Source organism: Mesorhizobium sp. B2-3-4 (genome assembly GCF_006442315.1).
In the GTDB taxonomy this organism is placed as follows: domain Bacteria; phylum Pseudomonadota; class Alphaproteobacteria; order Rhizobiales; family Rhizobiaceae; genus Mesorhizobium.
In genome coordinates, this window is sequence record NZ_VFVY01000001.1 from 139,504 (window position 1) to 160,006 (window position 20,503).

Sequence of the window (20,503 nt, forward strand, 5' to 3'; positions counted from 1 at the left end):
GAGCCAGCGGATACGTCTGCAAAAGGTCTGAACGGATGAATGTGATCGTTGTCGGCGCCGGTATCGCCGGTCTTTCCACCGCGTGGTCGCTGGTCAAGGCGGGCCACGGGGTCTCGATCGTCGAGCAGGGGCCGATTCCCAATCCGCTGGCCGCCTCGGGCGATCATCACCGCATCATCCGCCGCGCCTACCGCGCGGGAACCGGCTATGGGCGGCTGATCACCGAAGCCTATCAGGCCTGGGACGAGATGTGGGTCGATCTCGGCGAGAGCCACCTCGATTCCAGGGGATTCGTCTGTGTTTCGCGTGAGCCCGGCGATGAGGCCGAGGAATACCGCGAGGGCCTGGAAGAGGGCAATTTCCCCTTTGAATTGCTGGGACCGGACGCGGCGGTCGAACGCTGGCCATTCCTCGAACCGGGCACATTCCGCTACGCCTATTTCTCGCCCGAGGGCGGAGCGTTGCATTGCCGCAAGATCGCGGCGGGCCTGGCCAAATGGCTGCGCGCCAACGGCGCCAACGTCTACGAGCACAGCAAGGTGACCGAGATCGACGCCGAAGCCGGCCACATCGTGCTCGAATCCGGCGAGACGATGCAGGCCGACCACATCGTCGTCGCCGCCGGCGCCTGGGTGCTGAAACTGTTTCCCGAACTCGGCGGCGAATTGAAAACCTTTCGCACCGCGCTCGCCTATGTCGAGCCGCCGGCCGATCTCAGGGCCACATGGGAGGCAGCACCTGTCGTCCTCGATGTCGGCGGCAAGACCGACGGCTACATGATCCCGATCAGCCGCGGCGCCGGCATGAAGTTCGGCTCCGGCCTTCACAAAGTCCCGACCAGCGATGCCGATTGGAACCGCGATCCGGTGCCGGGCGAGGGCGAGGCGATCCGCAACCTGTTCTCGCCGCCGATCGCCCGCATCGAGGAATACGAGATCACCGAGGTGGTCACCTGCGCCTACACCTTCACCGATGACGAGAAATTCCTCGCCCATGAGACAGGCAAGTGCCTGGTCGTCTCAGCCTGTTCGGGCCACGGTTATAAATTCGGCGCGGCGGTTGGCCGGCGCGTCGCAAAGGCCATCGGCGATGGTGATGTCGCCGGTCTTAAGGCCTGGCTTCGGGCTGAAGCGGTCTGACGGCGCGACCAGTCTGCATTCGACAAGCGACTGATACATACGGGCCGGCGCCGCCGCGCGGTTTGACGCTTGTTTCGGCCGGGCGCGACGGCCGCAGGCCGGACACAGGGCGGGCAACCGACGCAAGGGTTGCCGCCCGAGCTATCCGCCACAATGCCTGGGAATATGCACCCGCCGCCAGCCGGATGAGCCTTCCCTGACCAGTACGCGCCGCTGGACGGTCTGGTAGGAGGCGGGAACATCGATGATCCGCCGCTGCTCCGGCCGCACCAGCACCTCCTCGGCGATCCTGTCATACTGCGCCGGGATGACGACGCGCCGCGTCCGCTCCGGCTGGATCACAACCGTCTCGGCGACGCGCTCGTAGCGGGCTTTGCGCCAGACCTTGCACAGCACCTTGCGGCCATGGATGACGCGCCATTCCCAGGCATAGCCGCCACCATCGACCCTGACGGTGTGGTAGACGGTCCGGGTGACCGCGGGCACCACCTCATACTGAACCTGGGCCGGCACGGTCATCACCACGCGCTCGCGCGTGCCGTAGATCGGCGGGTCGTAATCGATCACCTGCTGACCGGGAGGGCTGACCATGACGTCCTCGTAGACCGTGTCATAGACGTCGGGCGTGCGTACGGGCTCGTAGCATTCGACGGCGCGACCGCCGGCCGCGGTCTGCGAAATCGAGCCGAGCATGGTCAGCCCGGCAATGGCGAAGCATGCGGTTTTCCTGGACATGACATTCCCCCTGTTGAACGGCACAATGACGGTTCAACGTTGGATTGTAGGGTAAGCGGTTCGGCTGGAAAGCGGTTTCGACGTATTTCGTTAAGTGACGCGGTTAAGAAATTGCTACGTCAGCTGGGCCGGATGGCGCTCTGGACCGGCATAACCGGGCGCCAGCGGTGAATCCCTGGCCGAAAAGCTTGATTCGACTTACCCAGATGGCTAGGACGGGTCGGCCTTGCACAAGGATGAGCCGGCATCCTATTTACATCGTAAAGATCGAAAACCGATTCTGCCCGAGCTGCCAGCCTGTCCGGCGCCGGAATCCCACCGCGAGACAAGAGACAAAGATGAAGAACCCTGTCGAAACCTACATGAACCTCGTTCCGATGGTGGTCGAACAGACCAATCGCGGCGAGCGGGCCTACGACATTTTCTCGCGCCTCCTCAAGGAGCGCATCATTTTCATCACCGGGCCGGTCGAGGACGGCATGGCGACGCTGGTCTGCGCGCAGCTTCTGTTCCTCGAAGCCGAGAACCCGAAGAAGGAAATCAACCTCTACATCAATTCGCCGGGCGGCGTGGTGACTTCGGGCATGGCGATCTACGACACCATGCAGTTCATCAAGCCGGCCGTGTCGACGCTGTGCATCGGCCAGGCGGCCTCGATGGGGTCGCTGCTGTTGACCGCCGGCCACAAGGACATGCGCTTCGCCACGCCGAACGCCCGCATCATGGTTCACCAGCCGTCGGGCGGCTTCCAGGGCCAGGCCTCCGACATCGAGCGCCACGCCATGGATATCGTCAAGCTGAAGCGTCGCCTCAACGAGGTCTATGTCAAGCACACCGGCAAGAGCTATGACGAGATCGAAAAGACGCTCGACCGCGACCATTTCATGACCGCCGACGAGGCCAAGGATTTCGGCCTCATCGACAAGGTCATTTCGTCGCGCGAGGCCGCCGAAGGGGCACTGGCATAAAGGCTAGTTGGCAGTTGGATGGCGGCATCACGCGCTTTTGGCGCGTCTTGCGGCATTTCGGCCACAATTGGCTGTTCCCTCGGGGGTCAGGATTGCCTACGTTAAGGCTATGTTGATTTTCGACGGCTTAGCTTTGCGTGGGGAAGCTGCGAATCATTGCTACGTTTTCTGATTTGTGTTTCGTACGGAATACGTTGCGGGAGCCGGGACACTGGCGGCGGCGGATTCCCGCGATAAATAGAGTATGCGCCCTTTCAGCCAGACCATCGGCGGGCGGCCATGAAAGGACATGAAAATGAGCAAGGTCGGCAACAATAGCGGTGATTCCAAGAACACGCTTTATTGCTCGTTTTGCGGCAAGAGCCAGCATGAAGTTCGCAAGCTGATCGCCGGTCCCACGGTGTTCATCTGCGACGAATGCGTCGAGCTCTGCATGGACATCATCCGCGAGGAGAACAAAACCTCGATGGTGAAGTCGCGCGAGGGCGTGCCGACCCCGCAGGAAATCCTCAAGGTTCTCGACGACTATGTCATCGGCCAGCCTTACGCCAAGCGCGTGCTGTCGGTGGCGGTCCACAACCACTACAAGCGCCTGGCGCATGCCGGCAAGAACAACGATGTCGAGCTGGCCAAGTCCAACATCCTGCTGATCGGCCCGACCGGCTGCGGCAAGACGCTGCTGGCGCAGACGCTGGCCCGCATCATCGACGTGCCCTTCACCATGGCCGACGCCACGACGCTTACCGAAGCCGGTTACGTCGGCGAGGACGTCGAGAACATCATCCTGAAGCTCCTGCAGTCGGCAGACTACAATGTCGAGCGCGCCCAGCGCGGCATCGTCTACATCGACGAGATCGACAAGATTTCGCGCAAGTCCGACAACCCGTCGATCACCCGCGACGTGTCGGGCGAGGGCGTGCAGCAGGCGCTGCTGAAGATCATGGAAGGCACGGTTGCCTCCGTGCCGCCGCAGGGTGGCCGCAAGCATCCGCAGCAGGAGTTCCTGCAGGTCGACACCGCCAACATCCTGTTCATCTGCGGCGGCGCCTTCGCCGGGCTGGACAAGATCATCTCGGATCGCGGCCGCAAGACCTCGATCGGCTTCGGCGCCACCGTCGCTTCACCCGAGGACCGGCGTACCGGCGACATCTTCCGCCAGGTCGAGCCCGAGGATCTGTTGAAGTTCGGCCTCATCCCGGAGTTCGTCGGCCGTCTGCCGGTTCTGGCAACGCTGGAAGACCTTGACGAGCCGGCGCTGATCCAGATCCTGACCGAGCCGAAGAACGCTTTGGTCAAGCAGTATCAGCGCCTGTTCGAGATGGAGAGCGTCGACCTGACTTTCCACGAGAACGCTTTGTCGGCGATCGCCAAGCGCGCCATCGAACGCAAGACCGGCGCGCGCGGCCTGCGCTCGATCATGGAAGCGATCCTGCTCGACACGATGTTCGAACTGCCCGCGCTCGAAGGCGTGCGCGAGGTGGTGATTTCGGAAGAAGTGGTGACCGGCAGCGCCCGGCCGCTCTACATCTATTCCGAGCAGAAGGAAAAGAAGGGCAATGTCAGCGCCTGATATGGCTCTCGACCCCTGTTTTTTGTGGAACGGCGCCCTCGTGGCGCCGTTTTGCTGTGACGGGCATACGGCCTGTGCGACGGAGTGGGTTCGCGGACGATGTTAACTCTTGATCTTTGCCCCGCTTGCATCCACCTAACACGAGAAGGCCGAGGTGCCCGATTTCGTGCTGTAAAACTCCCGTCACAAACGGTGGTAGGCGGAACGATCCCCGGTCGTTAATATGAGATTCGCGGTTGGCCTGATGGTGGCCGCGACATGAAAGGTTGGACAATGGCCAAAATATCCAAGGCTCCCAGCGACGGCGTCTTCGCAGTCCTCCCACTGCGCGACATCGTGGTGTTCCCGCACATGATCGTTCCGCTCTTCGTCGGGCGTGAAAAGTCGATCAAGGCGCTGGAAGAGGTGATGGGTCAGGAAAAGCAGATCCTGCTTGCCACCCAGATGAATGCCGCCGATGACGATCCCGAGCCCGATGCGATCTTCGACATCGGCACGCTCGCCAATGTGCTGCAATTGCTGAAGCTGCCCGACGGCACCGTCAAGGTTCTGGTCGAGGGCGCTTCGCGTGCGAAGATCGTCTCCTTCACCGACCGTCCCGACTTCCACGAGGCCAAGGCCGCGGCGCTGGTCGAGCCGGAAGAGGAAGAGGTCGAGGTCGAGGCTCTGGCCCGCTCGGTCGTCACCGACTTCGAGAACTACGTCAAGCTGAACAAGAAGATCTCGCCCGAAGTGGTGGGTGCCGCCAGCCAGATCGACGACTATTCCAAGCTCGCCGACACGGTTGCCTCGCATCTTGCCATCAAGATCCCTGAAAAGCAGGAAATGCTGGCCACGCTCTCGGTCAAGGAGCGGCTGGAAAAGGCGATGGGCTTCATGGAAGCCGAGATCTCCGTTCTGCAGGTGGAGAAGCGCATCCGCTCGCGCGTCAAGCGCCAGATGGAGAAGACGCAGCGCGAATACTACCTCAACGAGCAGATGAAGGCGATCCAGAAGGAGCTCGGCGAGGGTGAGGACGGCCGTGACGAGGCTGCCGAGATCGAGGCGCGCATCAAGAAGACCAAGCTCTCCAAGGAGGCCCGCGAAAAGGCGGAGGCCGAATTGAAGAAGCTGAGGACGATGTCGCCGATGTCGGCGGAATCGACCGTCGTGCGCAATTATCTCGACTGGCTGCTGTCGATCCCGTGGGGCAGGAACTCCAAGGTCAAACAGGACCTCGCCTACGCGCAGAACGTGCTCGACACCGACCATTTCGGTCTCGACAAGGTCAAGGACCGCATCGTCGAGTACCTGGCCGTGCAGAGCCGCCAGAAGAAGCTGAAGGGGCCGATCCTGTGCCTCGTCGGCCCTCCCGGCGTCGGCAAGACCTCGCTCGGCAAGTCGATCGCCAAGGCGACCGGGCGCGAATTCATCCGCATGGCGCTTGGCGGCGTGCGTGACGAGGCCGAGATCCGCGGCCATCGGCGCACCTATATCGGCTCGATGCCCGGCAAGGTCATCCAGTCGATGAAGAAGGCCAAGAAGTCCAACCCGCTCTTCCTGCTCGACGAGATCGACAAGATGGGCCAGGACTTCCGTGGCGACCCGTCATCGGCTCTGCTCGAGGTGCTCGACCCCGAGCAGAACGCAACGTTCATGGACCATTACCTCGAGGTCGAATACGACCTGTCGAGCGTGATGTTCGTGACGACGGCGAACACGCTGAACATCCCTGCGCCCTTGATGGACCGCATGGAGATCATCCGTATCGCCGGCTACACCGAGGACGAGAAGATCGAAATCGCCAAGCGGCACCTGATGCCCAAGGTGGTGCGCGACCATGCCCTGCAGCCGAAGGAATTCTCCGTCGGCGAGGACGCGATCCGCGCCATCATCCAGACCTACACCCGTGAAGCGGGCGTGCGGAGCCTGGAGCGCGAGCTGATGAAGCTCGGCCGCAAGGCGGTGACCGAGATCTTGAAGACGAAGAAGAAGACGGTGAGCATCACGGCGGCGAACCTCGCCGATTACCTCGGTGTTCAGCGTTATCGCTTTGGCCAGGTCGAGGCTGACGATCAGGTCGGTGTCGTCACCGGTCTCGCATGGACGGAAGTCGGCGGCGAACTGCTGACGGTCGAAGGCGTCATGATGCCCGGCAAGGGCCGCATGACGGTGACCGGCAATCTGCGCGACGTGATGAAGGAATCGATCTCGGCGGCGGCCTCCTATGTCCGCTCGAGGGCTCTCGATTTCGGCATCGAGCCGCCGCTGTTCGACAAGCGCGACATCCACGTCCACTTGCCGGAAGGCGCTACGCCGAAGGACGGTCCGTCCGCGGGTGCCGCCATGGCCACGGCCATCGTGTCGGTGCTGACGGGCATTCCGGTCCGCGCCGATGTGGCGATGACCGGCGAGATAACGCTTCGCGGCCGCATCTTGCCGATCGGCGGCCTCAAGGAAAAGCTGCTGGCCGCACTGCGCGGCGGCATTAAGAAGGTGCTGATCCCGGAAGATAACGCCAAGGATCTGGCGGAGATTCCGGACAATGTGAAGAACGGCATGGAGATCATACCGGTTTCACGGGTCGGTGAGGTGTTGCGCCACGCGCTGGTGCGGATGCCGGAGCCGATCGAATGGGTCGAACCGGTCAATCCGCCGGCCTCGACCGACACCTCCGATGACGCCGGAAAGTCGCTTGCGCATTAGAGCACCGCGCGTCCACTTGGACGGGCAAAGGACGCTCTAACGCTTTGGACTTGCGCATGGTCCTTTCCGAAAACTCGTCACGGTTTTCGGGGCCATGCGTTAGTTTTTGCTAAAGTTGCAGCGCACAAACAGAAAGCCGGGCCTCGCGCCCGGCTTTTTCATGTGAAAAACCCCGGAATTCCGGGCTTTTTCCGCTTTTTTCCTGCCTTTTCGACTTGGTTGCGGGAACGCTTCTTTCTAAAGTCCGTTTCCTGCCGGATGAGTCGTAAGTTCCGGTGTTCTCATGGAAGGGAATTTTTATGAACAAGAACGAACTGGTGTCCGCTGTCGCCGACGCCGCGAGCATTTCGAAGGGTGACGCGCAGTCGGCGGTCGATGCGGTGTTTTCCGTCATCACCGGCGAACTGAAGAAGGGCGGCGATGTCCGGCTTGTCGGCTTTGGCAATTTCACCGTGTCAAAGCGCGCTGCGTCCACCGGCCGCAACCCCCAGACTGGCGCCGAAGTGAAGATTCCGGCGCGCACCGTGCCGAAGTTCTCGGCCGGCAAGGGCCTCAAGGACGCCGTCAACTAAGCGCGTTTTTATTTCAAAAAGACAGAAAAGCCGGGCTTGCCCGGCTTTTCATTTTGAGAGACGCAGCTTGATAGACGCAGCCGGCTCGGAAGCACGGTCACCCTGTCGGCGCTTCGACGGCCATCAGGCCTTCCTGCTTGAGATCGATCCACAGCGCCGCGGCAAGCTTCGCGTCGAGCAGCGACCGGTTGCTCTCGACTTCTCCAGGCCGCTGGCCGCCGGGGATCACCGAAACCACCGAGGGGTGCAAAAGCGGGAATTGCAGGGCGGCCTCGATCAGCCTGACACCGTGACGCCTGCAGACGGCCTCGATGCGGGCCACCCGGTCGAGCACATCCTGCGGCGCTTCGGAGTAGTTGTAGAAGGCGCCGGGCTTCGGTCCCGTCGCCAGGATGCCGGAATTGTAGGGACCGCCCAGAACGATGCCGATGCCGCGCTTCTGGCAGAGCGGCAGGAAGGACGTCAACGCCTCCTGTTCCAGCAGCGTGTAGCGCCCGGCAAGCAGGAACAGGTCGAAGTCGCCGCGCTCGGCCAGCGTCTGCGCGACCTGCCACTCATTTATGCCGCCGCCGAACGCCTTGATGACGCCCTGGTCGCGCAAGGCCAGCAGGCCGTAATAGCCCGAGCGCATGAACTCCTCGATGCGCCGGTCGGACGCCTCCTTGCTGCCATGGGTGAAGATGTCGACATCGTGCACGAACAGGATGTCGATGCGGTCGACGCCGAGCCGCTCCAGCGACGCCTCGAACGAGCGCATGACACCGTCATAGCTGTAGTCGTAGACCTCCTTGCGCGACGGCGTGTCGAAGAACTTGCCGATGCCGGTACGCTCTTGCGGCGGGCAGGCGCGCATGATGCGGCCGACCTTGCTCGACAGCACGTAGTCGTCGCGCTTCCTGGAGCGCAGGAAGGGATTGAGACGCGTTTCAGACAGGCCGAGGCCATAGAGCGGCGCGGTGTCATAGTAACGGCAGCCGGTCGCCCAGGCGGCCTCCAGCGTCGCATTGGCATCCTCGTCGGAGACGGCGCGGTAAAGATTGCCGAGCGGCGCCGTGCCGAAACCCAGCTCCGTGAAAGTGATGCCGCCATTGCCTATGCGGTCGAAATGCCGTGTCTTCATGTCCTGCCCGTTTGCTTCGCTGATTTGTCTGACATGACACTATCATGCCCGTGGCACAGCAAAAGCGCCGGGGGCCGTTGGACAGTCATTTTCGCGGTGGTAGCATGAATGAAAACAAGCCGTTCGGGGGAAAGACGTGACCAGCAATTGCCCGGTATCCTCGGTCGCCGGCAAGCCATGGGTTCAGCCGTGAGCAACGCCGGCCAGCCGATGTTCGGGACGGCGCTTGATGAGCTCGGCGCGGTGTTGGCGCGCGTCGACGGTGACCGCATCGACGCCGCCTGCAAGCTGCTCGCCGAAGCCAGACAGATCGTCGCCTATGGCTGCGGCCGCGAAGCCTTGCAGGTGAAGGGCTTTGCCATGCGGCTCTACCATCTGGGCCTGCCGGTTTCGGTGGTCGGCGACATGACCGCGCCGCCGGTGGGGCAGGGCGATGTCTTCCTTGTCAGTTCCGGGCCTGGCGAGACCGCGACAGTCCTCACCCTGATGCGCATCGCGCTCGAGGCCGGCGCGACCGTCCTGCTCCTGACCGCCCAGGTGGGCGGCAGTGCCGCAAGTCTGGCCGATTTCACACTGCTGATCCCCGCGCAGACCATGGCCAGCGACCAGGGGGCGCAAAAAACGTCGGTGCTGCCGATGGGTTCGGTGTTCGAGGGCGCGTTGTTCCTCATGTTCGAGATCATGGTGCTGAAACTCAGGGACATGACCGCGGCGTCGCCCGAGGCCATGCGCGCCCGCCATACCAACATGGAATAGATCATGCGCTACGAACTGATGCTGCCGCACCAGATCCGCAAGGCGATTGCCGACAATTGGCCGGTCGTCCTGCCGCTCGGCGTGCTGGAGTACCATGGCGAGCACATGGCCGTGGGCATGGACACGTTGGCCGTCGTCAAGACGCTGGAACTGTTCGAGAAGGAGAGCGACATCGTCATCCTGCCGCCCTTTTACTACGGCGCGGCGAGCTATGCCGTGGCGCCGCCGGAAGGCAGCGGCTCCGTTCAGGTCGGCGGCAATCAGCTGGCGCCGTTCGGCGAGGAACTGTTCTACAGCCTGCTGCGCATCGGTTTTCGCAACATCCACGCCATCATCCACCACCAGACCGAGAATTTCGCCGCCGGCATGCCGACCGACCTCGCCTTCAAGACGGCCGGCCGCCAGGCGATCTTCCGCTTCCTCGAAAAGCAGCGCGGCGAAGGCTGGTGGGGTTCCAATGATATGGCCGACTACTATGCCGGACATGCCGCGGGCGAGAATTTCTTCAACTGGGTCCAGGTGCATCCGCTGATGCCGGCCACCATGAACGGCAAATATCCGTTCGACCATGCCGGCATCGGCGAGACATCCCTGATGCTGGCGCTATGCCCCGAAGCGGTGGATCCGGCTCACTTCGCCGACAACACCGGCTGGTATACGGCAAGCGCCAGGGAGGCGTCAGCGGAGCTCGGCCACCAGGGCGTCGCCATGATCATGGGGAACCTGCGCGCGATCCTGAAGAGCTAGCCTTTGGTCCTCATCCGCTCCGCACGGTAGTCGGCGATGGATTTGTCGGGATCGCTCTTGGCGGCCACGGCCCAGATGAAAGTGCCGGCGCCTGAAATCGCCAGGATGACGTAGAGCGCTATCCCGATGGCAAGGTGGTTGGCGTAGAACCCCACCAGGGCCATCAGCAGGCCGCCGCAGATCATTGCCAGCACGAAGCCTGCAATGACGGCGCGCCCCTGCCAGGCGATCGGCATCACGCCCTTGCCGTAGCGGTCGCGGCCGACATAACCGACACGGATGTTGCGTGCGAACCAGTACGGCCCGGCCATGCCTATTTCACCGCCCCCGCCGTCATGCCCATGATCAGGTAGCGCTCCAGGGCGATGCCGATGACGGCAAGCGGCGCGATCGCGGCAGTGGCGAGTGCCGCCATCGACCACCAGTTGATGCCTTGCGAGCCTGTCTGGCTCGCCACCATCACCGGGATTGTCTTGGCATCCGTCGAGGTCAGAAGGGCAGCGAAGAAATACTCGTTCCAGCACAGCACCATCGCCAGGATGAAGGCGGCGACAATGCCCGGCAGCGCGATCGGCATGACGATGCGGAAGAAAGCGCCCCAGATCGACAGGCCGTCGACGAGGGCGGCTTCCTCGAGCTCGACGGGGATGGAATTGAACTGGTCGCGCATGATCCAGATGACGATCGGCAGCACCATCAGCGTGTAGAGCAGGATCAGGCCGACGCGCGTATCGAGCAGCCCGACTTCGCGGTAGAGCACCAGGAAGGGCAGGGCCAGCACCACCGGCGGCAGGATCAGCTGCGACAGGAAGAAGAAGGAGATATCCTCGTTCTTGAACCAGGCGAAATGATAGCGATAGCGGGTCAGGCCATAGGCGGCGAGGCTGCCGATGACGATCGCCAGGCTCGACGCGCCAACCGAGGTGATGACCGAATTCATGAAGCGCTTGAGGAACTCGTCGCGCACCGTCGAGGTCTGGAAGATCGAGTCCGGCGACAGGCCAAGCGATCGCCAGCCTTTCCAGTCGGGCTGGAAGTCGACGAACGGGATCAGGTGGCCCTGGGTGACGTCCACCGCCGTCTTGAACGAGGTGGTGATGGTCCAGTAGATCGGAAACAGGCAGATGAAGGCCCAGAAGGCGAGCGCGCCATAGATGAAGACGCGGCTGGCGACGAAGCTCGCCGGCGAGCGGATATCGGATGCGACGTAGTCGGTGGTCTGGACGCTCATCTCTGCCTAATTCACATTGCGCACGAAACGGCTGGCGAACTTCAACAGCCAGGTCACGAACACCACGATGATGACGAGATAGGCCATCGCCAGCATGGTGCCGTAGCCGACGTTCGAACGGTCGCGGTACTCGCGGTAGATGAAGCTCGACACCGAATCGGTGGCGCCGCCCGGACCGCCGGAGGTGACGGTGATGATGATGTCGGCAAGCTTGAGCTTGAAGATGATGCGCAGGATCACCGCCGTCACCGACACCGGCAGCATCAGCGGAAAGGTGACCTGCCAGAAGGTCTGCCAGGCCGTTGCGCCATCGACACGCGCCGCCTCCAGCACCTCCCGTGACATCGCCTGCAGCCCCGCCAGCAGCATGATCATCATGAATGGAATGAAGGTCCAGGCGTCCAGCACCATGATCGCTATGCGGGCGGTGATCGGGTTCGAGAAGAAGGCCGGGTCTTCCCAGCCCAGATGCCGCGCCAGCGTCGCTGCCGGTCCGAAGCGGTACTCCATCAGCGACTTGCCGATCATCCACGACACCGCCACCGGCGAGAGCATCAGCGGCATCAGGAACACCACCCGGAAAAATTTCCGGGCGCGGATCTGCGCGTTGAGCAGCAGCGCCAGGCCAAAGGCGATGACATATTCGACCAGCACCGCCAGCACGTAGAGCACCATGTTGAACAGGGCGTTACGGTAGTAGGGGTCGGCGAGCATCTGCCAGAAATTGTCGAGCCCGTTGAACCTGCGGCCACTGAAGGAGGAGAGGTTCCAGTCGGTGAGGGCGATGTAGAAACCAAACAGCGTCGGGAAGATCACCATCGCTATCGTGAACAGAAGGGCAGGCAGCAGGAACAGCGCACGCTGTCCGTCCTCGCCGCGTGTCAGGACCTGGCCAATGCCGATCGCCACGCCCCACGCCACATAGGCATAGACCACGGGCCGCCACGTCTCGAAGCCGATCGCGTCGACCTCGGTCTTGTACAGGATTTGCAGCACGATCGTCGCCAGCAGGCCGAGCGTGGCGATCGCCATCAGCGCCCAACCCAGACGCTTGCGGCCTGGCGGGATCAGGTCATGAGGCGCGGCGTCTGCCGGCCACTGGGTCGCGGTCGAAGTCTGGTCAGCCACAAATCTCGCCCGTTTTGCATAGGTCCGGAATCTCCAGGACCGGTCGGATATGGTCCGGCGGGGTGAGCCGCCGGACCAGGTCTAAGGATCAGGCCATGCCGAGCGAAGCCTTGTAGAGCTTGATCTGCTTGTCGCGGCCGATCTGGTCGGTGAGCTTCTCCCAGGCCGCCGCGATGGCATCGGCGCCTTCCTGCGCCTTCATCTTGCCGGCGAAGGTGTTGGCCAGAATGTCCTCGGCGGCGGAATAGTACTGGAAGATGCCGGGGATGCGTGGCTCGATCGCCGCGTTCGGATGGTTGTAGCTGTCGCCTTCCGATTTGAGATACGAGGTGATGAACGCCTCGTCGTAGCCGGCCGCCACCCATTCGGGAATGTCGAAATGGGAATTGCGGTAGGGCTGGAAACCCGACGGATACATCGCCGTCCAGATCGACAGGTCCTTGCCGCCGAGATGGGCTGCAGCCGACCATGCCGCCTTCTTCTTCTTCTCGTCGCTGTCGACGCGGGCCATGACGTAGACGCCCCAGCCGAGATAGGCGCAGTTCGGCGAATAGTTCGGGCCGCTGGCGAGCTTGTCCCACTTGCCGGTCTTGGCGTTGTAGACATCGTCGGAGCCCGGCAGGATCGAGAAGCCGGTGACGTCGCCGATGACAGAGGAGTCGTTGGTCTTGACGTTCGAGCCGACGTCGCCCCACCAGGGGATCATCGAGCCGGTGCCGGCCAGGAACTGCTGGAAGGCGGTGGTGTTCGGGTCGGCGTTGATCTGGTCGGCCGGTTCGGAAGGCAGCGCGTCGATGACGTCCTGGATGGCGCGTACCCAGGCCGGATTGTTGACGCGCGGCTTCATCGTGTCGGCGTCGAACAGCCAGGCCTTGTCGTCGGGATGCTTTGCATAGGCGGTGGCGCGGCTGCCCAGGAAGTAGAAGCCGAACCCGCCCCATGGCTTGGGCGCGTCGAGATAGCCGTAGACATCCTGGCCCTTGAACTTCTTGCCCTTCAGGAACTTGGTCACAGCCTGCACCTGTTGCCAGGTCTTCGGCACGCCCCATTCGCCCTCACCGCCGCCATCCTTCCACTGCTTGGCGAGGTCGGCATCGGCAAAGACGTCGGTGCGGTAGTTGAAGTTGTGCGTGTCGCCGTCGATGGTGACGCGGTACTGCTTGCCGTCCCAGGTGCCGACGGGCGGCTTGAGATAGTTGACCAGATCGTCGAAGTCGATCTGCTTCTTGACCCAGTCCGGCATTTCGGAAGTCAGGCCCTTGCCGCAGACGTCGCCCTCGAACGGTGCGCCCATTTCGATAATGTCGAAGTCGACGGTGCCGGTGGCGATCGACTGCTGCAGGCGGGCATTGTAGTCGGCCTGCGCAAGGTCGATCCAGCTGATCTTGGCGCCGGTATAGGTCTCCCACGGCTTCAGGAAACCACGGAACAGCACATTGTGCAGGTTCTGGTTGTTGAGGCCCATGAAGGTGAGCTCGACCCCGGCGAATTCACCTTCCTTGACGTTGGCCTTGGTCGCCTCGAGGCAGAGCTCGCCGACCTTCTGGAAGTCGGCGTCGGTCGGCTGGCCTTTGCCGACCCCGGGGATCTGCAGGATTTTCGAGCGCAGTTCGCTCGCGGCGGAGGCCGGGCGCGTCAGGGCGCCAAGTCCGGCGCCGGATGCGGCCGCGATCGCGGCCATGCTCGCCGCACCCTTCAATATGTCACGCCGGGTTGCCCCCGCGCGCATCAAATTCTCATAAAGACCTACTCTCATCGATTATTCCTCCCAGAACATCAGCGTGAATGGATATGGCCAGTCTTGTCGGACGCTGGAGCGCCACGGTTCTCCCTTGTGAAAACGAAAACGCAGGACCCCACCCCTGCGTCGCCTGGAGTTCCGATTTTCGGGTCGTGTACCGATATCAGGACTAGCACCGGCCACTATTCTCACAACCAAACGCCGTGTCAACGAGAACAGGTTTTTATCTATAAGAGACTGACTTGCCCTGACCGGTCGCGTTGGTTAGCTTCTGCCCCTACGGCCGGTGGAGCCGATGGGGGAACGATGGCTCAAGTCGCGATCAGCAATGTGGCCAAGGCATTTGGAACCGTCAAGGTCCTGCATGAAGTCAGCGTCGATATTGCCGATGGCCAGTTCGTTGTGCTCGTCGGCCCGTCCGGTTGCGGCAAGTCCACGCTGCTCAGGATGGTCGCGGGGCTGGAGACCGTCTCCGGGGGCACGATCGCCATCGGTGACCGTGTCGTCAATCATTTGCCGCCCGCCAAGCGCGACATCGCCATGGTGTTCCAGAACTATGCGCTCTATCCGCACAAAACGGTCGAGCAGAACATGGCCTTCGCCCTGAAGCTGCGCAAGACCGATCCGGCCGTGGTTGCCGAGCGGGTCAAGCGCGCCGCCGACATCCTCGACCTCAGTCCCTATCTTAAGCGCTATCCCCGCCAGTTGTCGGGTGGCCAGCGGCAGCGTGTCGCCATGGGACGCGCCATCGTGCGCAATCCGCAGGTCTTCCTGTTCGACGAGCCGCTTTCCAACCTCGACGCCAAGCTGCGCGTGCAGATGCGTACCGAGATCAAGGAACTGCACCAGCGGCTGAAGACCACCACCATCTATGTCACCCACGACCAGATCGAGGCCATGACCATGGCCGACAAGATCGTCGTCATGCGCGATGGCCGCATCGAGCAGGTCGGCGCGCCGCTGGAACTGTTCGACCGGCCGGCGAACCTTTTCGTTGCCGGTTTCATCGGTTCGCCGTCGATGAACCTGCTCAAGGGCGTGGTGCGCAAGGGCGGCGTCGACATTGCAGGCGCGTTGTTTCCGGTTGCTGCTGGCAATGCCGTCGAGGAGGGGCGCGCCGTCGTCTATGGCGTGCGGCCCGAACATCTCGAAATCCACCCCGACGGCGTGCCGGCCAAGATTTCGGTGGTCGAGCCGACCGGTTCCGAGACGCTGGTCTTCCTGCGCTTCGGCGACGGCGAAATGGTGGCGCTGTTTCGCGAGCGCCATGACTTCAAGCCGGGCGATACGCTGACGCTGCGGCCAAGGCTCGACCATATCCATCTGTTCGACGCCGAGACCGGCAAGCGTCTTTGATCTCAAACGCACTTCACGAGGACCCATCATGCTCAAAGGGATCGATCCGTTGCTCAATGCCGACGTGCTCCAGGCATTGCGGGCGATGGGACATGGCGACGACCTGATCATCGCCGACACCAACTTTCCCTCCGATTCCGTGGCGCGCCAGACCGCGCTCGGTCGGGTGCTGCGCATCGACGCGCCCGCCGCGCAAGTGGTCAAGGCGGTGCTGTCGCTCTACCCGCTGGACACGTTCGTCGACGACTCGGCTGCCCGCATGGAGATCGTCGGCAAGCCCGACGAGATCCCGGCCGTGCAGAAGGAAGTGCAAAAACAGATCGACGCCGCCGAGGGCAAGTCCTGGCCGATGGTGCCGGTCGAGCGTTACGCCTTCTACGAACGCGCCAAGCAGGCCTATTGCGTCATCCAGACAGGCGAGCGCCGTTTCTACGGCTGCTTCGCCTTCCGCAAGGGCGTCGTGCCGCCGGACGCGGAGTAGCGGCATGACCTCCGGCAAGCCGATCGTCATCCTCGGTGTCTTCGTCGCGGATACGGCCTACAGGGCTGAGCGCCAGCCGCGCATGGGCGAAACCATCCTCGGCAATTCCTTCAAGCTCGGACCAGGCGGCAAGGGGTCGAACCAGGCCGTGGCCGCTGGCAAGCTGGAGGCGGACGTCACGTTCCTGACCCGGCTCGGCGTCGATGCTTTCGCCGACATGGCCAAACGGACCTGGAAGGATGCCGGCGTCAAGAGCGCCGCCATCGACACGCCGGACAGCTATACGGGAGCCGCCTACATCTTCGTCGAGGAGGGAAGCGGCAACAACGCCATCATCGTCAGCCCCGGCGCGGCCACGCTGATCTCGCCTGGGGACATCGAAGCCCATGCCGATCTCATTCGTGGTGCCGGGGTCTTTGTCACGCAGCTCGAGCAGCCCATCGACGCGGCTCTGCGGGCGCTCGAGATAGCGCGTGGGGCAGGGGTGACGACCATCCTCAATCCTGCGCCGGCCGCATTGCTTCCCGACCGCGTCTACACGCTCTGCGACTATCTCACGCCCAACGAGACCGAGGTGGAGGAATTGACCGGGCTGAAAGTCTCCTCGGTCGATGAAGCGCGCGCCGCCGCCGGCAAGCTGCTCGAAAAGGGCGTCGGCACGGTCATCGTCACGCTCGGCGACAAGGGCGCGCTGCTGCACACCAAGCACCGTTCGGAGCATGTCCCCGCTATCGGCGCGGGACCCGTGGTCGAGACCACGGGCGCCGGCGATGCGTTCAATGGCGGCCTGGCCGCGGCGCTGTCGCGCGGCGTGGAGCCGCTGCAGGCAGTGCGCTTTGCCTGCGCGGTGGCCGGCATCTCCGTGACCCGGGCGGGGACGGCGCCTTCGATGCCGACGCTGCGGGAGGTCGAGGCGCTGCTGGCGAAAGGTTGAGCCCGGCGCCTGTCGTCGCGCCGGGCGTTCACGCGCCGGTCGAGGTCCGCTCAGCGTGGCTTACTGCTTGATATAGCAGCGCTTTCCGGCGTCGGGGATGGGGTCGCCGAACGTATCGTTGTCGCATTCCACGCCATTGCGGAACACATCTTGCGTGAACCGGCCGCGCGCCCCGTATCTCACCACCTTGCGGCCATAGAAATCGCAGAACTCGCCTTCATCGGCGCAGGCCACCCACTTCTCGCGGCGCGGTTCATCGTAATCGTCACCGGACCCGCCGCGGTCGCGCATCACGATATAGCACGCCTTTTCATGGCCGCGCGCAGGGTCGCCAAAAACGCGAGTTGAGCAGGGGACCGCGTCACGGTCGATGAAACGGGACGTGGTGCGGCCATTGGCGCCAAAAACCACTTCGGCCGGATATGGCAGCCGGCAGATGCCACCCTCCCTGGCGCATCGCTGCAGGCGGTCGGCCGACGCGGTCGTCGGGAAAAGGGCGGTGGCGACCGTCGCCACACCGCCGAGATACATGAGCGTGAATATCGTACGCATAGGAATGTTTGATGTGATCGACACTATAAGTCCTCCATGCCGTTCGGGCAGCATACTGATGCAGTTCAGTTACCTGCGAAATGAATCGAGCGCTTTGTGGGCAAATCCGCAAGTGGGAATCGCAAGATCAAACGCGGTTCAACACGGGCCGAGTCGCTTGCGAAGCTGCTCTCAACCTATTGGAGTGGCGTCCCGTTAGCCACATTGTCGCTCTTACATGACTGGTTTTTTGAGGTGCTGTGAAACGGTCGACCCGCGTGCGCTAGGCCTGGGCAGGATCATCGCGGCCAGCACACAAACCAGCGACAAAGGCGATAAGACCACGTCGCGATGCTTCATTTCTGAAGGAGAAGTTTGACAATTCATGTCGGCATTTCCCTGGAGCCAAGGACTTGCAATCCTTGAGGGAAATGGCGCGAGTGACGGGGCTCGAACCCGCGACCTCCGGCGTGACAGGCCAGTGAAATGCGCAATAGCCTCAGCGGATGTTTCGATTTTCCAGAGGCTCGAATTGCCGGCAAAAGCGGGTAAAGTTGAAACTGCTGTAGCGTTCAAGTGACAGCCTCGGTGTAACTAGCGCTTGACCGTGGGTTTCCCATCGCGGGTCCTCGCTTTGTCGATACCGTCATAATCGGGGACGCACGTGAAGAAGACAGGTCTACGGTCGCGCCCGGCGGCTTCACAACGGGAGCATTTGAATAGGCCAACCAGGTCATCGTGCATGGAGCCGTGATCAGGTCCCAGGCGATCAATGAGCGACTGGATGTCCAGCTTGGTCGATCGACAGCACATTGGATGCGAGCAGTTGACGAAAACGCGCTCACGTGCCGCCAGGGTGTCGGCTAGCGTCTTGGTCATCCCCGGAACCGCTCGGTGTACCAGGTGATCTTGTCACCGACCTTCATCGGCTTGTGGATCATCAGTTTCTTGGGCAGGTGCTCGGGATGGACCTCGAGCAAGGTGATCTTCACTTGTGGCTTGCACCGGCTGCAGTCGAATTTCAGCTTCAGCGGATCGACGCCGCCGCCATAGACCATCATCAGATCGGCCGATCTGCAGTAGCGGACGTTGCCACAACTGCATTCCGCCTTCACAAGCATGTTGTGCCGGGTCGCTTTGCCTAGCGTGTCGATCGGATCGTGCGCCATGAGAACAGAAAAGGAACAAATTCCTTGCCCGTCAAGTCGTCTTGTGGAATCTATCCCCCATGAGTGACGAACCAACCAAACTCGCCGACGGCATGACGCCGGCGCCGCGAGAGCGTGCCAGGGTGCTGGGCCACACATGCGAGCATGAAGGCTGCGGCAAACATGCCGGCTTTGGGTTCAACAGGCCACGTCAGGAATCGCACTGGTTCTGTTTCGAGCACAAGGATGATGGCGAGCGTTATTTGTAGGACCCGATCAGGGTCAGGGCGTGCCGCCTTCGCGGTGGTCCATGGCTTCGGCGATGACCTCGAACACGCTCGGCACCTCCTCGGTGATTTCGCTGGTCGAAATGCCCGCCTTGTCGGCAGCTTCCATCGCTTCGTCGGCGAGGTCGCTGATGACGGTTGGATCGTCGGTTGCGGTTTCGGGCAGTTGCTCTGCCATCCATTTGTCGAGAAAGTTGATGCCGCGTGTGCTCATGGAGCACATAAGCTCAGGCTAACGCTTAGGTTCCCTTCCTCTTTCCTACCGCGCTCTCGTCAACTTCCGCTTCCATCTGCCCGCTGACCGACGCGACCTTCACACCCCCGTCAAGCGGGACGCCATCGAAGCCCTGCAACTAGGGCATCTCGCCACTCTTCCCAGTATTCCGGTACGGCTCGTTCCTTGCCGTCCTTGCGCGCCTGCGCTCCATACATCCAGGCGTAGCCGGCGCGCTCCTGATCCTTTTTAGCGACCCCCATCTTTTTCCTCCCGAAAATCCTGCAACGAAGCGTGCCGCAAATCCTCTTCGCCGCGCAAGTGCTTCACACGGCCGATGATACCCGGCTTCACCCATTGCGTCGCCGGCCGCTTCATGCCCTTGGGCGCCGGGCCGGCATGCTCCTGGACGCGCTTCCACAGCCGTTCGCGGATGGCGCGGCTGGAATTGATGAAGGCGGAGCCGACATACTTGCCGGTGGCGCGGTCGGCCATCAGGGCGAAGGCGGGCTTGCCGGCTTCCCGCTCGACGCCGAGCAGGTCGTATTCCTCGACGGCATAGCTCTTGATCTTCAGCCAGTTGGTGGACCGGCCGCTGCGATACTTGCTGTCGCCCCGCTTCGAAACCATGCCCTCGATGCCGGCTTGGTCGATCAGGTGGAAGATCGCCTTGGCGTCGCCTTCCATCGCCTGGCTGAACTGGATCCTGCTTCCCGGTTCAATCAGCCCCTCCAGCACCGTGCGCCGCTCTTCCAGCGCCATGTCGCGCAGATCGTGGCCGTTGAGGTGCAGGATGTCGAAGGCGACGAAATAGAGGTCCTGCTGCCGGCGCGTGATGGCCTTGCGCAGCGCGGCGAAGTCCGCCAGCCCGGCTTCGTTCAGCACGACAATCTCGCCGTCGATGATGGCGTCATCGACCTCGATGCGCTTCGCCGCGGCGGCCAGGTCGCGATATTTGGTCGTCCAGTCCATGCCGTTGCGGGTGAAAATCCGAACGCCCTTGTCGATGATGATCTGGGAGCGATAGCCGTCGAATTTGATTTCGTGAATCCACCCGTCGCCTTCGGGAGGCTTTTCGACCAGGGTCGGCAACAGCGGGTCGACGAACTTCAAACGCATGCACGCACTCACGCAAAACCGCGATTCAATAAGCCTGCGCT

Annotated in this window: 21 protein-coding genes; 11 read left to right on the forward strand and 10 right to left on the reverse strand. The window is 62.5% G+C overall.

What is annotated here, in order from left to right:
- Window positions 1-35 precede the first annotated feature (35 nt).
- Window positions 36-1,139, forward strand: a complete 1,104-nt coding sequence (locus FJ967_RS00800) for an FAD-binding oxidoreductase (RefSeq protein ID WP_140729824.1) — start codon at window positions 36-38, stop codon at window positions 1,137-1,139.
- Window positions 1,140-1,280: 141 nt separating this feature from the next.
- Here the strand turns inward: FJ967_RS00800 and FJ967_RS00805 are convergent, their stop codons facing one another.
- On the reverse strand, window positions 1,281-1,874 hold the full coding sequence (locus FJ967_RS00805; protein ID WP_140729825.1) for a hypothetical protein: 594 nt from the start codon (window positions 1,872-1,874) through the stop codon (window positions 1,281-1,283).
- A 338-nt stretch (window positions 1,875-2,212) separates the two neighbouring features.
- Between FJ967_RS00805 and FJ967_RS00810 the strand changes: the two genes are divergently transcribed.
- From FJ967_RS00810 to FJ967_RS00825, 4 genes are all read left to right on the forward strand, one after another.
- Window positions 2,213-2,842 carry an ATP-dependent Clp protease proteolytic subunit gene (locus FJ967_RS00810; protein WP_140729826.1) on the forward strand — a complete coding sequence of 210 codons (630 nt, stop codon included), beginning with the start codon at window positions 2,213-2,215 and terminating at the stop codon, window positions 2,840-2,842.
- A 295-nt stretch (window positions 2,843-3,137) separates the two neighbouring features.
- The gene (gene clpX, locus FJ967_RS00815) at window positions 3,138-4,412 is read left to right on the forward strand and encodes an ATP-dependent Clp protease ATP-binding subunit ClpX (RefSeq protein WP_135900785.1); all 1,275 of its coding nucleotides are present in this window, start codon (window positions 3,138-3,140) and stop codon (window positions 4,410-4,412) included.
- Between the two features lie 273 nt (window positions 4,413-4,685).
- Window positions 4,686-7,097 carry an endopeptidase La gene (gene lon / locus FJ967_RS00820; RefSeq protein WP_140729827.1) on the forward strand — a complete coding sequence of 804 codons (2,412 nt, stop codon included), beginning with the start codon at window positions 4,686-4,688 and terminating at the stop codon, window positions 7,095-7,097.
- Window positions 7,098-7,396: 299 nt separating this feature from the next.
- Window positions 7,397-7,669, forward strand: a complete 273-nt coding sequence (locus tag FJ967_RS00825) for an HU family DNA-binding protein (protein ID WP_006201846.1) — start codon at window positions 7,397-7,399, stop codon at window positions 7,667-7,669.
- 97 nt (window positions 7,670-7,766) lie between these two features.
- On the opposite strand, the gene FJ967_RS00830 is transcribed toward FJ967_RS00825, so the two are convergent.
- Window positions 7,767-8,789 (reverse strand): aldo/keto reductase, encoded by a 1,023-nt coding sequence (locus FJ967_RS00830; RefSeq protein ID WP_140729828.1) that lies wholly within the window; start codon window positions 8,787-8,789, stop codon window positions 7,767-7,769.
- 189 nt (window positions 8,790-8,978) lie between these two features.
- Here FJ967_RS00830 and FJ967_RS00835 point away from each other — a divergent pair, with 189 nt between their 5' ends.
- Both FJ967_RS00835 and FJ967_RS00840 read left to right on the forward strand, forming a co-directional pair.
- Window positions 8,979-9,545: an SIS domain-containing protein gene (locus FJ967_RS00835; protein ID WP_140729829.1), complete on the forward strand. Its 567-nt coding sequence runs from the start codon at window positions 8,979-8,981 to the stop codon at window positions 9,543-9,545.
- 3 nt (window positions 9,546-9,548) lie between these two features.
- Window positions 9,549-10,292: a creatininase family protein gene (locus FJ967_RS00840; RefSeq protein WP_140729830.1), complete on the forward strand. Its 744-nt coding sequence runs from the start codon at window positions 9,549-9,551 to the stop codon at window positions 10,290-10,292.
- Here the strand turns inward: FJ967_RS00840 and FJ967_RS00845 are convergent.
- The 4 genes from FJ967_RS00845 to FJ967_RS00860 form a co-directional block, all read right to left on the reverse strand.
- A complete protein-coding gene (locus FJ967_RS00845; RefSeq protein ID WP_140729831.1) occupies window positions 10,289-10,603 on the reverse strand; it encodes a hypothetical protein in 315 nt (104 codons plus the stop codon). The genes FJ967_RS00840 and FJ967_RS00845 overlap by 4 nt on opposite strands.
- Window positions 10,604-10,605: 2 nt before the next feature.
- Window positions 10,606-11,523, reverse strand: a complete 918-nt coding sequence (locus FJ967_RS00850) for a carbohydrate ABC transporter permease (protein WP_140729832.1) — start codon at window positions 11,521-11,523, stop codon at window positions 10,606-10,608.
- Window positions 11,524-11,529: 6 nt separating this feature from the next.
- The gene (locus tag FJ967_RS00855; RefSeq protein WP_140729833.1) at window positions 11,530-12,651 is read right to left on the reverse strand and encodes a sugar ABC transporter permease; all 1,122 of its coding nucleotides are present in this window, start codon (window positions 12,649-12,651) and stop codon (window positions 11,530-11,532) included.
- 88 nt (window positions 12,652-12,739) lie between these two features.
- Window positions 12,740-14,407: a sugar ABC transporter substrate-binding protein gene (locus tag FJ967_RS00860; protein ID WP_140729834.1), complete on the reverse strand. Its 1,668-nt coding sequence runs from the start codon at window positions 14,405-14,407 to the stop codon at window positions 12,740-12,742.
- A gap of 291 nt (window positions 14,408-14,698) precedes the next feature.
- On the opposite strand from FJ967_RS00860, the gene ugpC reads away from it, so the two are divergent.
- The 3 genes from ugpC to rbsK are packed head-to-tail and all read left to right on the forward strand — an operon-like array spanning window position 14,699 to window position 17,163.
- Window positions 14,699-15,748, forward strand: a complete 1,050-nt coding sequence (gene ugpC / locus FJ967_RS00865; protein WP_140729835.1) for a sn-glycerol-3-phosphate ABC transporter ATP-binding protein UgpC — start codon at window positions 14,699-14,701, stop codon at window positions 15,746-15,748.
- A 28-nt stretch (window positions 15,749-15,776) separates the two neighbouring features.
- Entirely contained in the window at window positions 15,777-16,229 is a 453-nt protein-coding gene (locus tag FJ967_RS00870; RefSeq protein ID WP_140729836.1) for an RbsD/FucU family protein, read from the forward strand.
- Between the two features lie 4 nt (window positions 16,230-16,233).
- Window positions 16,234-17,163 carry a ribokinase gene (gene rbsK, locus FJ967_RS00875; protein WP_140729837.1) on the forward strand — a complete coding sequence of 310 codons (930 nt, stop codon included), beginning with the start codon at window positions 16,234-16,236 and terminating at the stop codon, window positions 17,161-17,163.
- 60 nt (window positions 17,164-17,223) lie between these two features.
- Here rbsK and FJ967_RS00880 read toward each other — a convergent pair whose 3' ends face one another.
- Both FJ967_RS00880 and FJ967_RS00885 read right to left on the reverse strand, forming a co-directional pair.
- On the reverse strand, window positions 17,224-17,739 hold the full coding sequence (locus tag FJ967_RS00880) for a hypothetical protein (RefSeq protein ID WP_246675133.1): 516 nt from the start codon (window positions 17,737-17,739) through the stop codon (window positions 17,224-17,226).
- Window positions 17,740-18,569: 830 nt separating this feature from the next.
- A complete protein-coding gene (locus FJ967_RS00885) occupies window positions 18,570-18,815 on the reverse strand; it encodes a hypothetical protein (RefSeq protein WP_246675134.1) in 246 nt (81 codons plus the stop codon).
- Window positions 18,816-18,922: 107 nt separating this feature from the next.
- Here FJ967_RS00885 and FJ967_RS00890 point away from each other — a divergent pair, with 107 nt between their 5' ends.
- The gene (locus FJ967_RS00890; protein WP_140729839.1) at window positions 18,923-19,111 is read left to right on the forward strand and encodes a hypothetical protein; all 189 of its coding nucleotides are present in this window, start codon (window positions 18,923-18,925) and stop codon (window positions 19,109-19,111) included.
- Between the two features lie 13 nt (window positions 19,112-19,124).
- Here the strand turns inward: FJ967_RS00890 and FJ967_RS00895 are convergent, their stop codons facing one another.
- Both FJ967_RS00895 and FJ967_RS00905 read right to left on the reverse strand, forming a co-directional pair.
- Window positions 19,125-19,343 (reverse strand): DUF768 domain-containing protein, encoded by a 219-nt coding sequence (locus tag FJ967_RS00895; RefSeq protein WP_140729840.1) that lies wholly within the window; start codon window positions 19,341-19,343, stop codon window positions 19,125-19,127.
- 249 nt (window positions 19,344-19,592) lie between these two features.
- The gene (locus FJ967_RS00905; protein ID WP_140729841.1) at window positions 19,593-20,462 is read right to left on the reverse strand and encodes an ATP-dependent DNA ligase; all 870 of its coding nucleotides are present in this window, start codon (window positions 20,460-20,462) and stop codon (window positions 19,593-19,595) included.
- Between the last annotated feature and the right edge of the window lie 41 nt (window positions 20,463-20,503).

What these genes read in the sequence shown, in the direction of transcription:
- FJ967_RS00800 (WP_140729824.1), top strand. Translation starts at nt 36, where the DNA reads ATGAATGTGATCGTTGTCGGCGCCGGTATCGCCGGTCTTTCCACCGCG.
- FJ967_RS00805 (WP_140729825.1), bottom strand. Translation starts at nt 1,874, where the DNA reads ATGTCCAGGAAAACCGCATGCTTCGCCATTGCCGGGCTGACCATGCTC.
- FJ967_RS00810 (WP_140729826.1), top strand. Translation starts at nt 2,213, where the DNA reads ATGAAGAACCCTGTCGAAACCTACATGAACCTCGTTCCGATGGTGGTC.
- clpX (WP_135900785.1), top strand. Translation starts at nt 3,138, where the DNA reads ATGAGCAAGGTCGGCAACAATAGCGGTGATTCCAAGAACACGCTTTAT.
- lon (WP_140729827.1), top strand. Translation starts at nt 4,686, where the DNA reads ATGGCCAAAATATCCAAGGCTCCCAGCGACGGCGTCTTCGCAGTCCTC.
- FJ967_RS00825 (WP_006201846.1), top strand. Translation starts at nt 7,397, where the DNA reads ATGAACAAGAACGAACTGGTGTCCGCTGTCGCCGACGCCGCGAGCATT.
- FJ967_RS00830 (WP_140729828.1), bottom strand. Translation starts at nt 8,789, where the DNA reads ATGAAGACACGGCATTTCGACCGCATAGGCAATGGCGGCATCACTTTC.
- FJ967_RS00840 (WP_140729830.1), top strand. Translation starts at nt 9,549, where the DNA reads ATGCGCTACGAACTGATGCTGCCGCACCAGATCCGCAAGGCGATTGCC.
- FJ967_RS00845 (WP_140729831.1), bottom strand. Translation starts at nt 10,603, where the DNA reads ATGGCCGGGCCGTACTGGTTCGCACGCAACATCCGTGTCGGTTATGTC.
- FJ967_RS00850 (WP_140729832.1), bottom strand. Translation starts at nt 11,523, where the DNA reads ATGAGCGTCCAGACCACCGACTACGTCGCATCCGATATCCGCTCGCCG.
- FJ967_RS00860 (WP_140729834.1), bottom strand. Translation starts at nt 14,407, where the DNA reads ATGAGAGTAGGTCTTTATGAGAATTTGATGCGCGCGGGGGCAACCCGG.
- ugpC (WP_140729835.1), top strand. Translation starts at nt 14,699, where the DNA reads ATGGCTCAAGTCGCGATCAGCAATGTGGCCAAGGCATTTGGAACCGTC.
- FJ967_RS00870 (WP_140729836.1), top strand. Translation starts at nt 15,777, where the DNA reads ATGCTCAAAGGGATCGATCCGTTGCTCAATGCCGACGTGCTCCAGGCA.
- rbsK (WP_140729837.1), top strand. Translation starts at nt 16,234, where the DNA reads ATGACCTCCGGCAAGCCGATCGTCATCCTCGGTGTCTTCGTCGCGGAT.
- FJ967_RS00885 (WP_246675134.1), bottom strand. Translation starts at nt 18,815, where the DNA reads ATGCTTGTGAAGGCGGAATGCAGTTGTGGCAACGTCCGCTACTGCAGA.
- FJ967_RS00890 (WP_140729839.1), top strand. Translation starts at nt 18,923, where the DNA reads ATGAGTGACGAACCAACCAAACTCGCCGACGGCATGACGCCGGCGCCG.
- FJ967_RS00895 (WP_140729840.1), bottom strand. Translation starts at nt 19,343, where the DNA reads ATGAGCACACGCGGCATCAACTTTCTCGACAAATGGATGGCAGAGCAA.
- FJ967_RS00905 (WP_140729841.1), bottom strand. Translation starts at nt 20,462, where the DNA reads ATGCGTTTGAAGTTCGTCGACCCGCTGTTGCCGACCCTGGTCGAAAAG.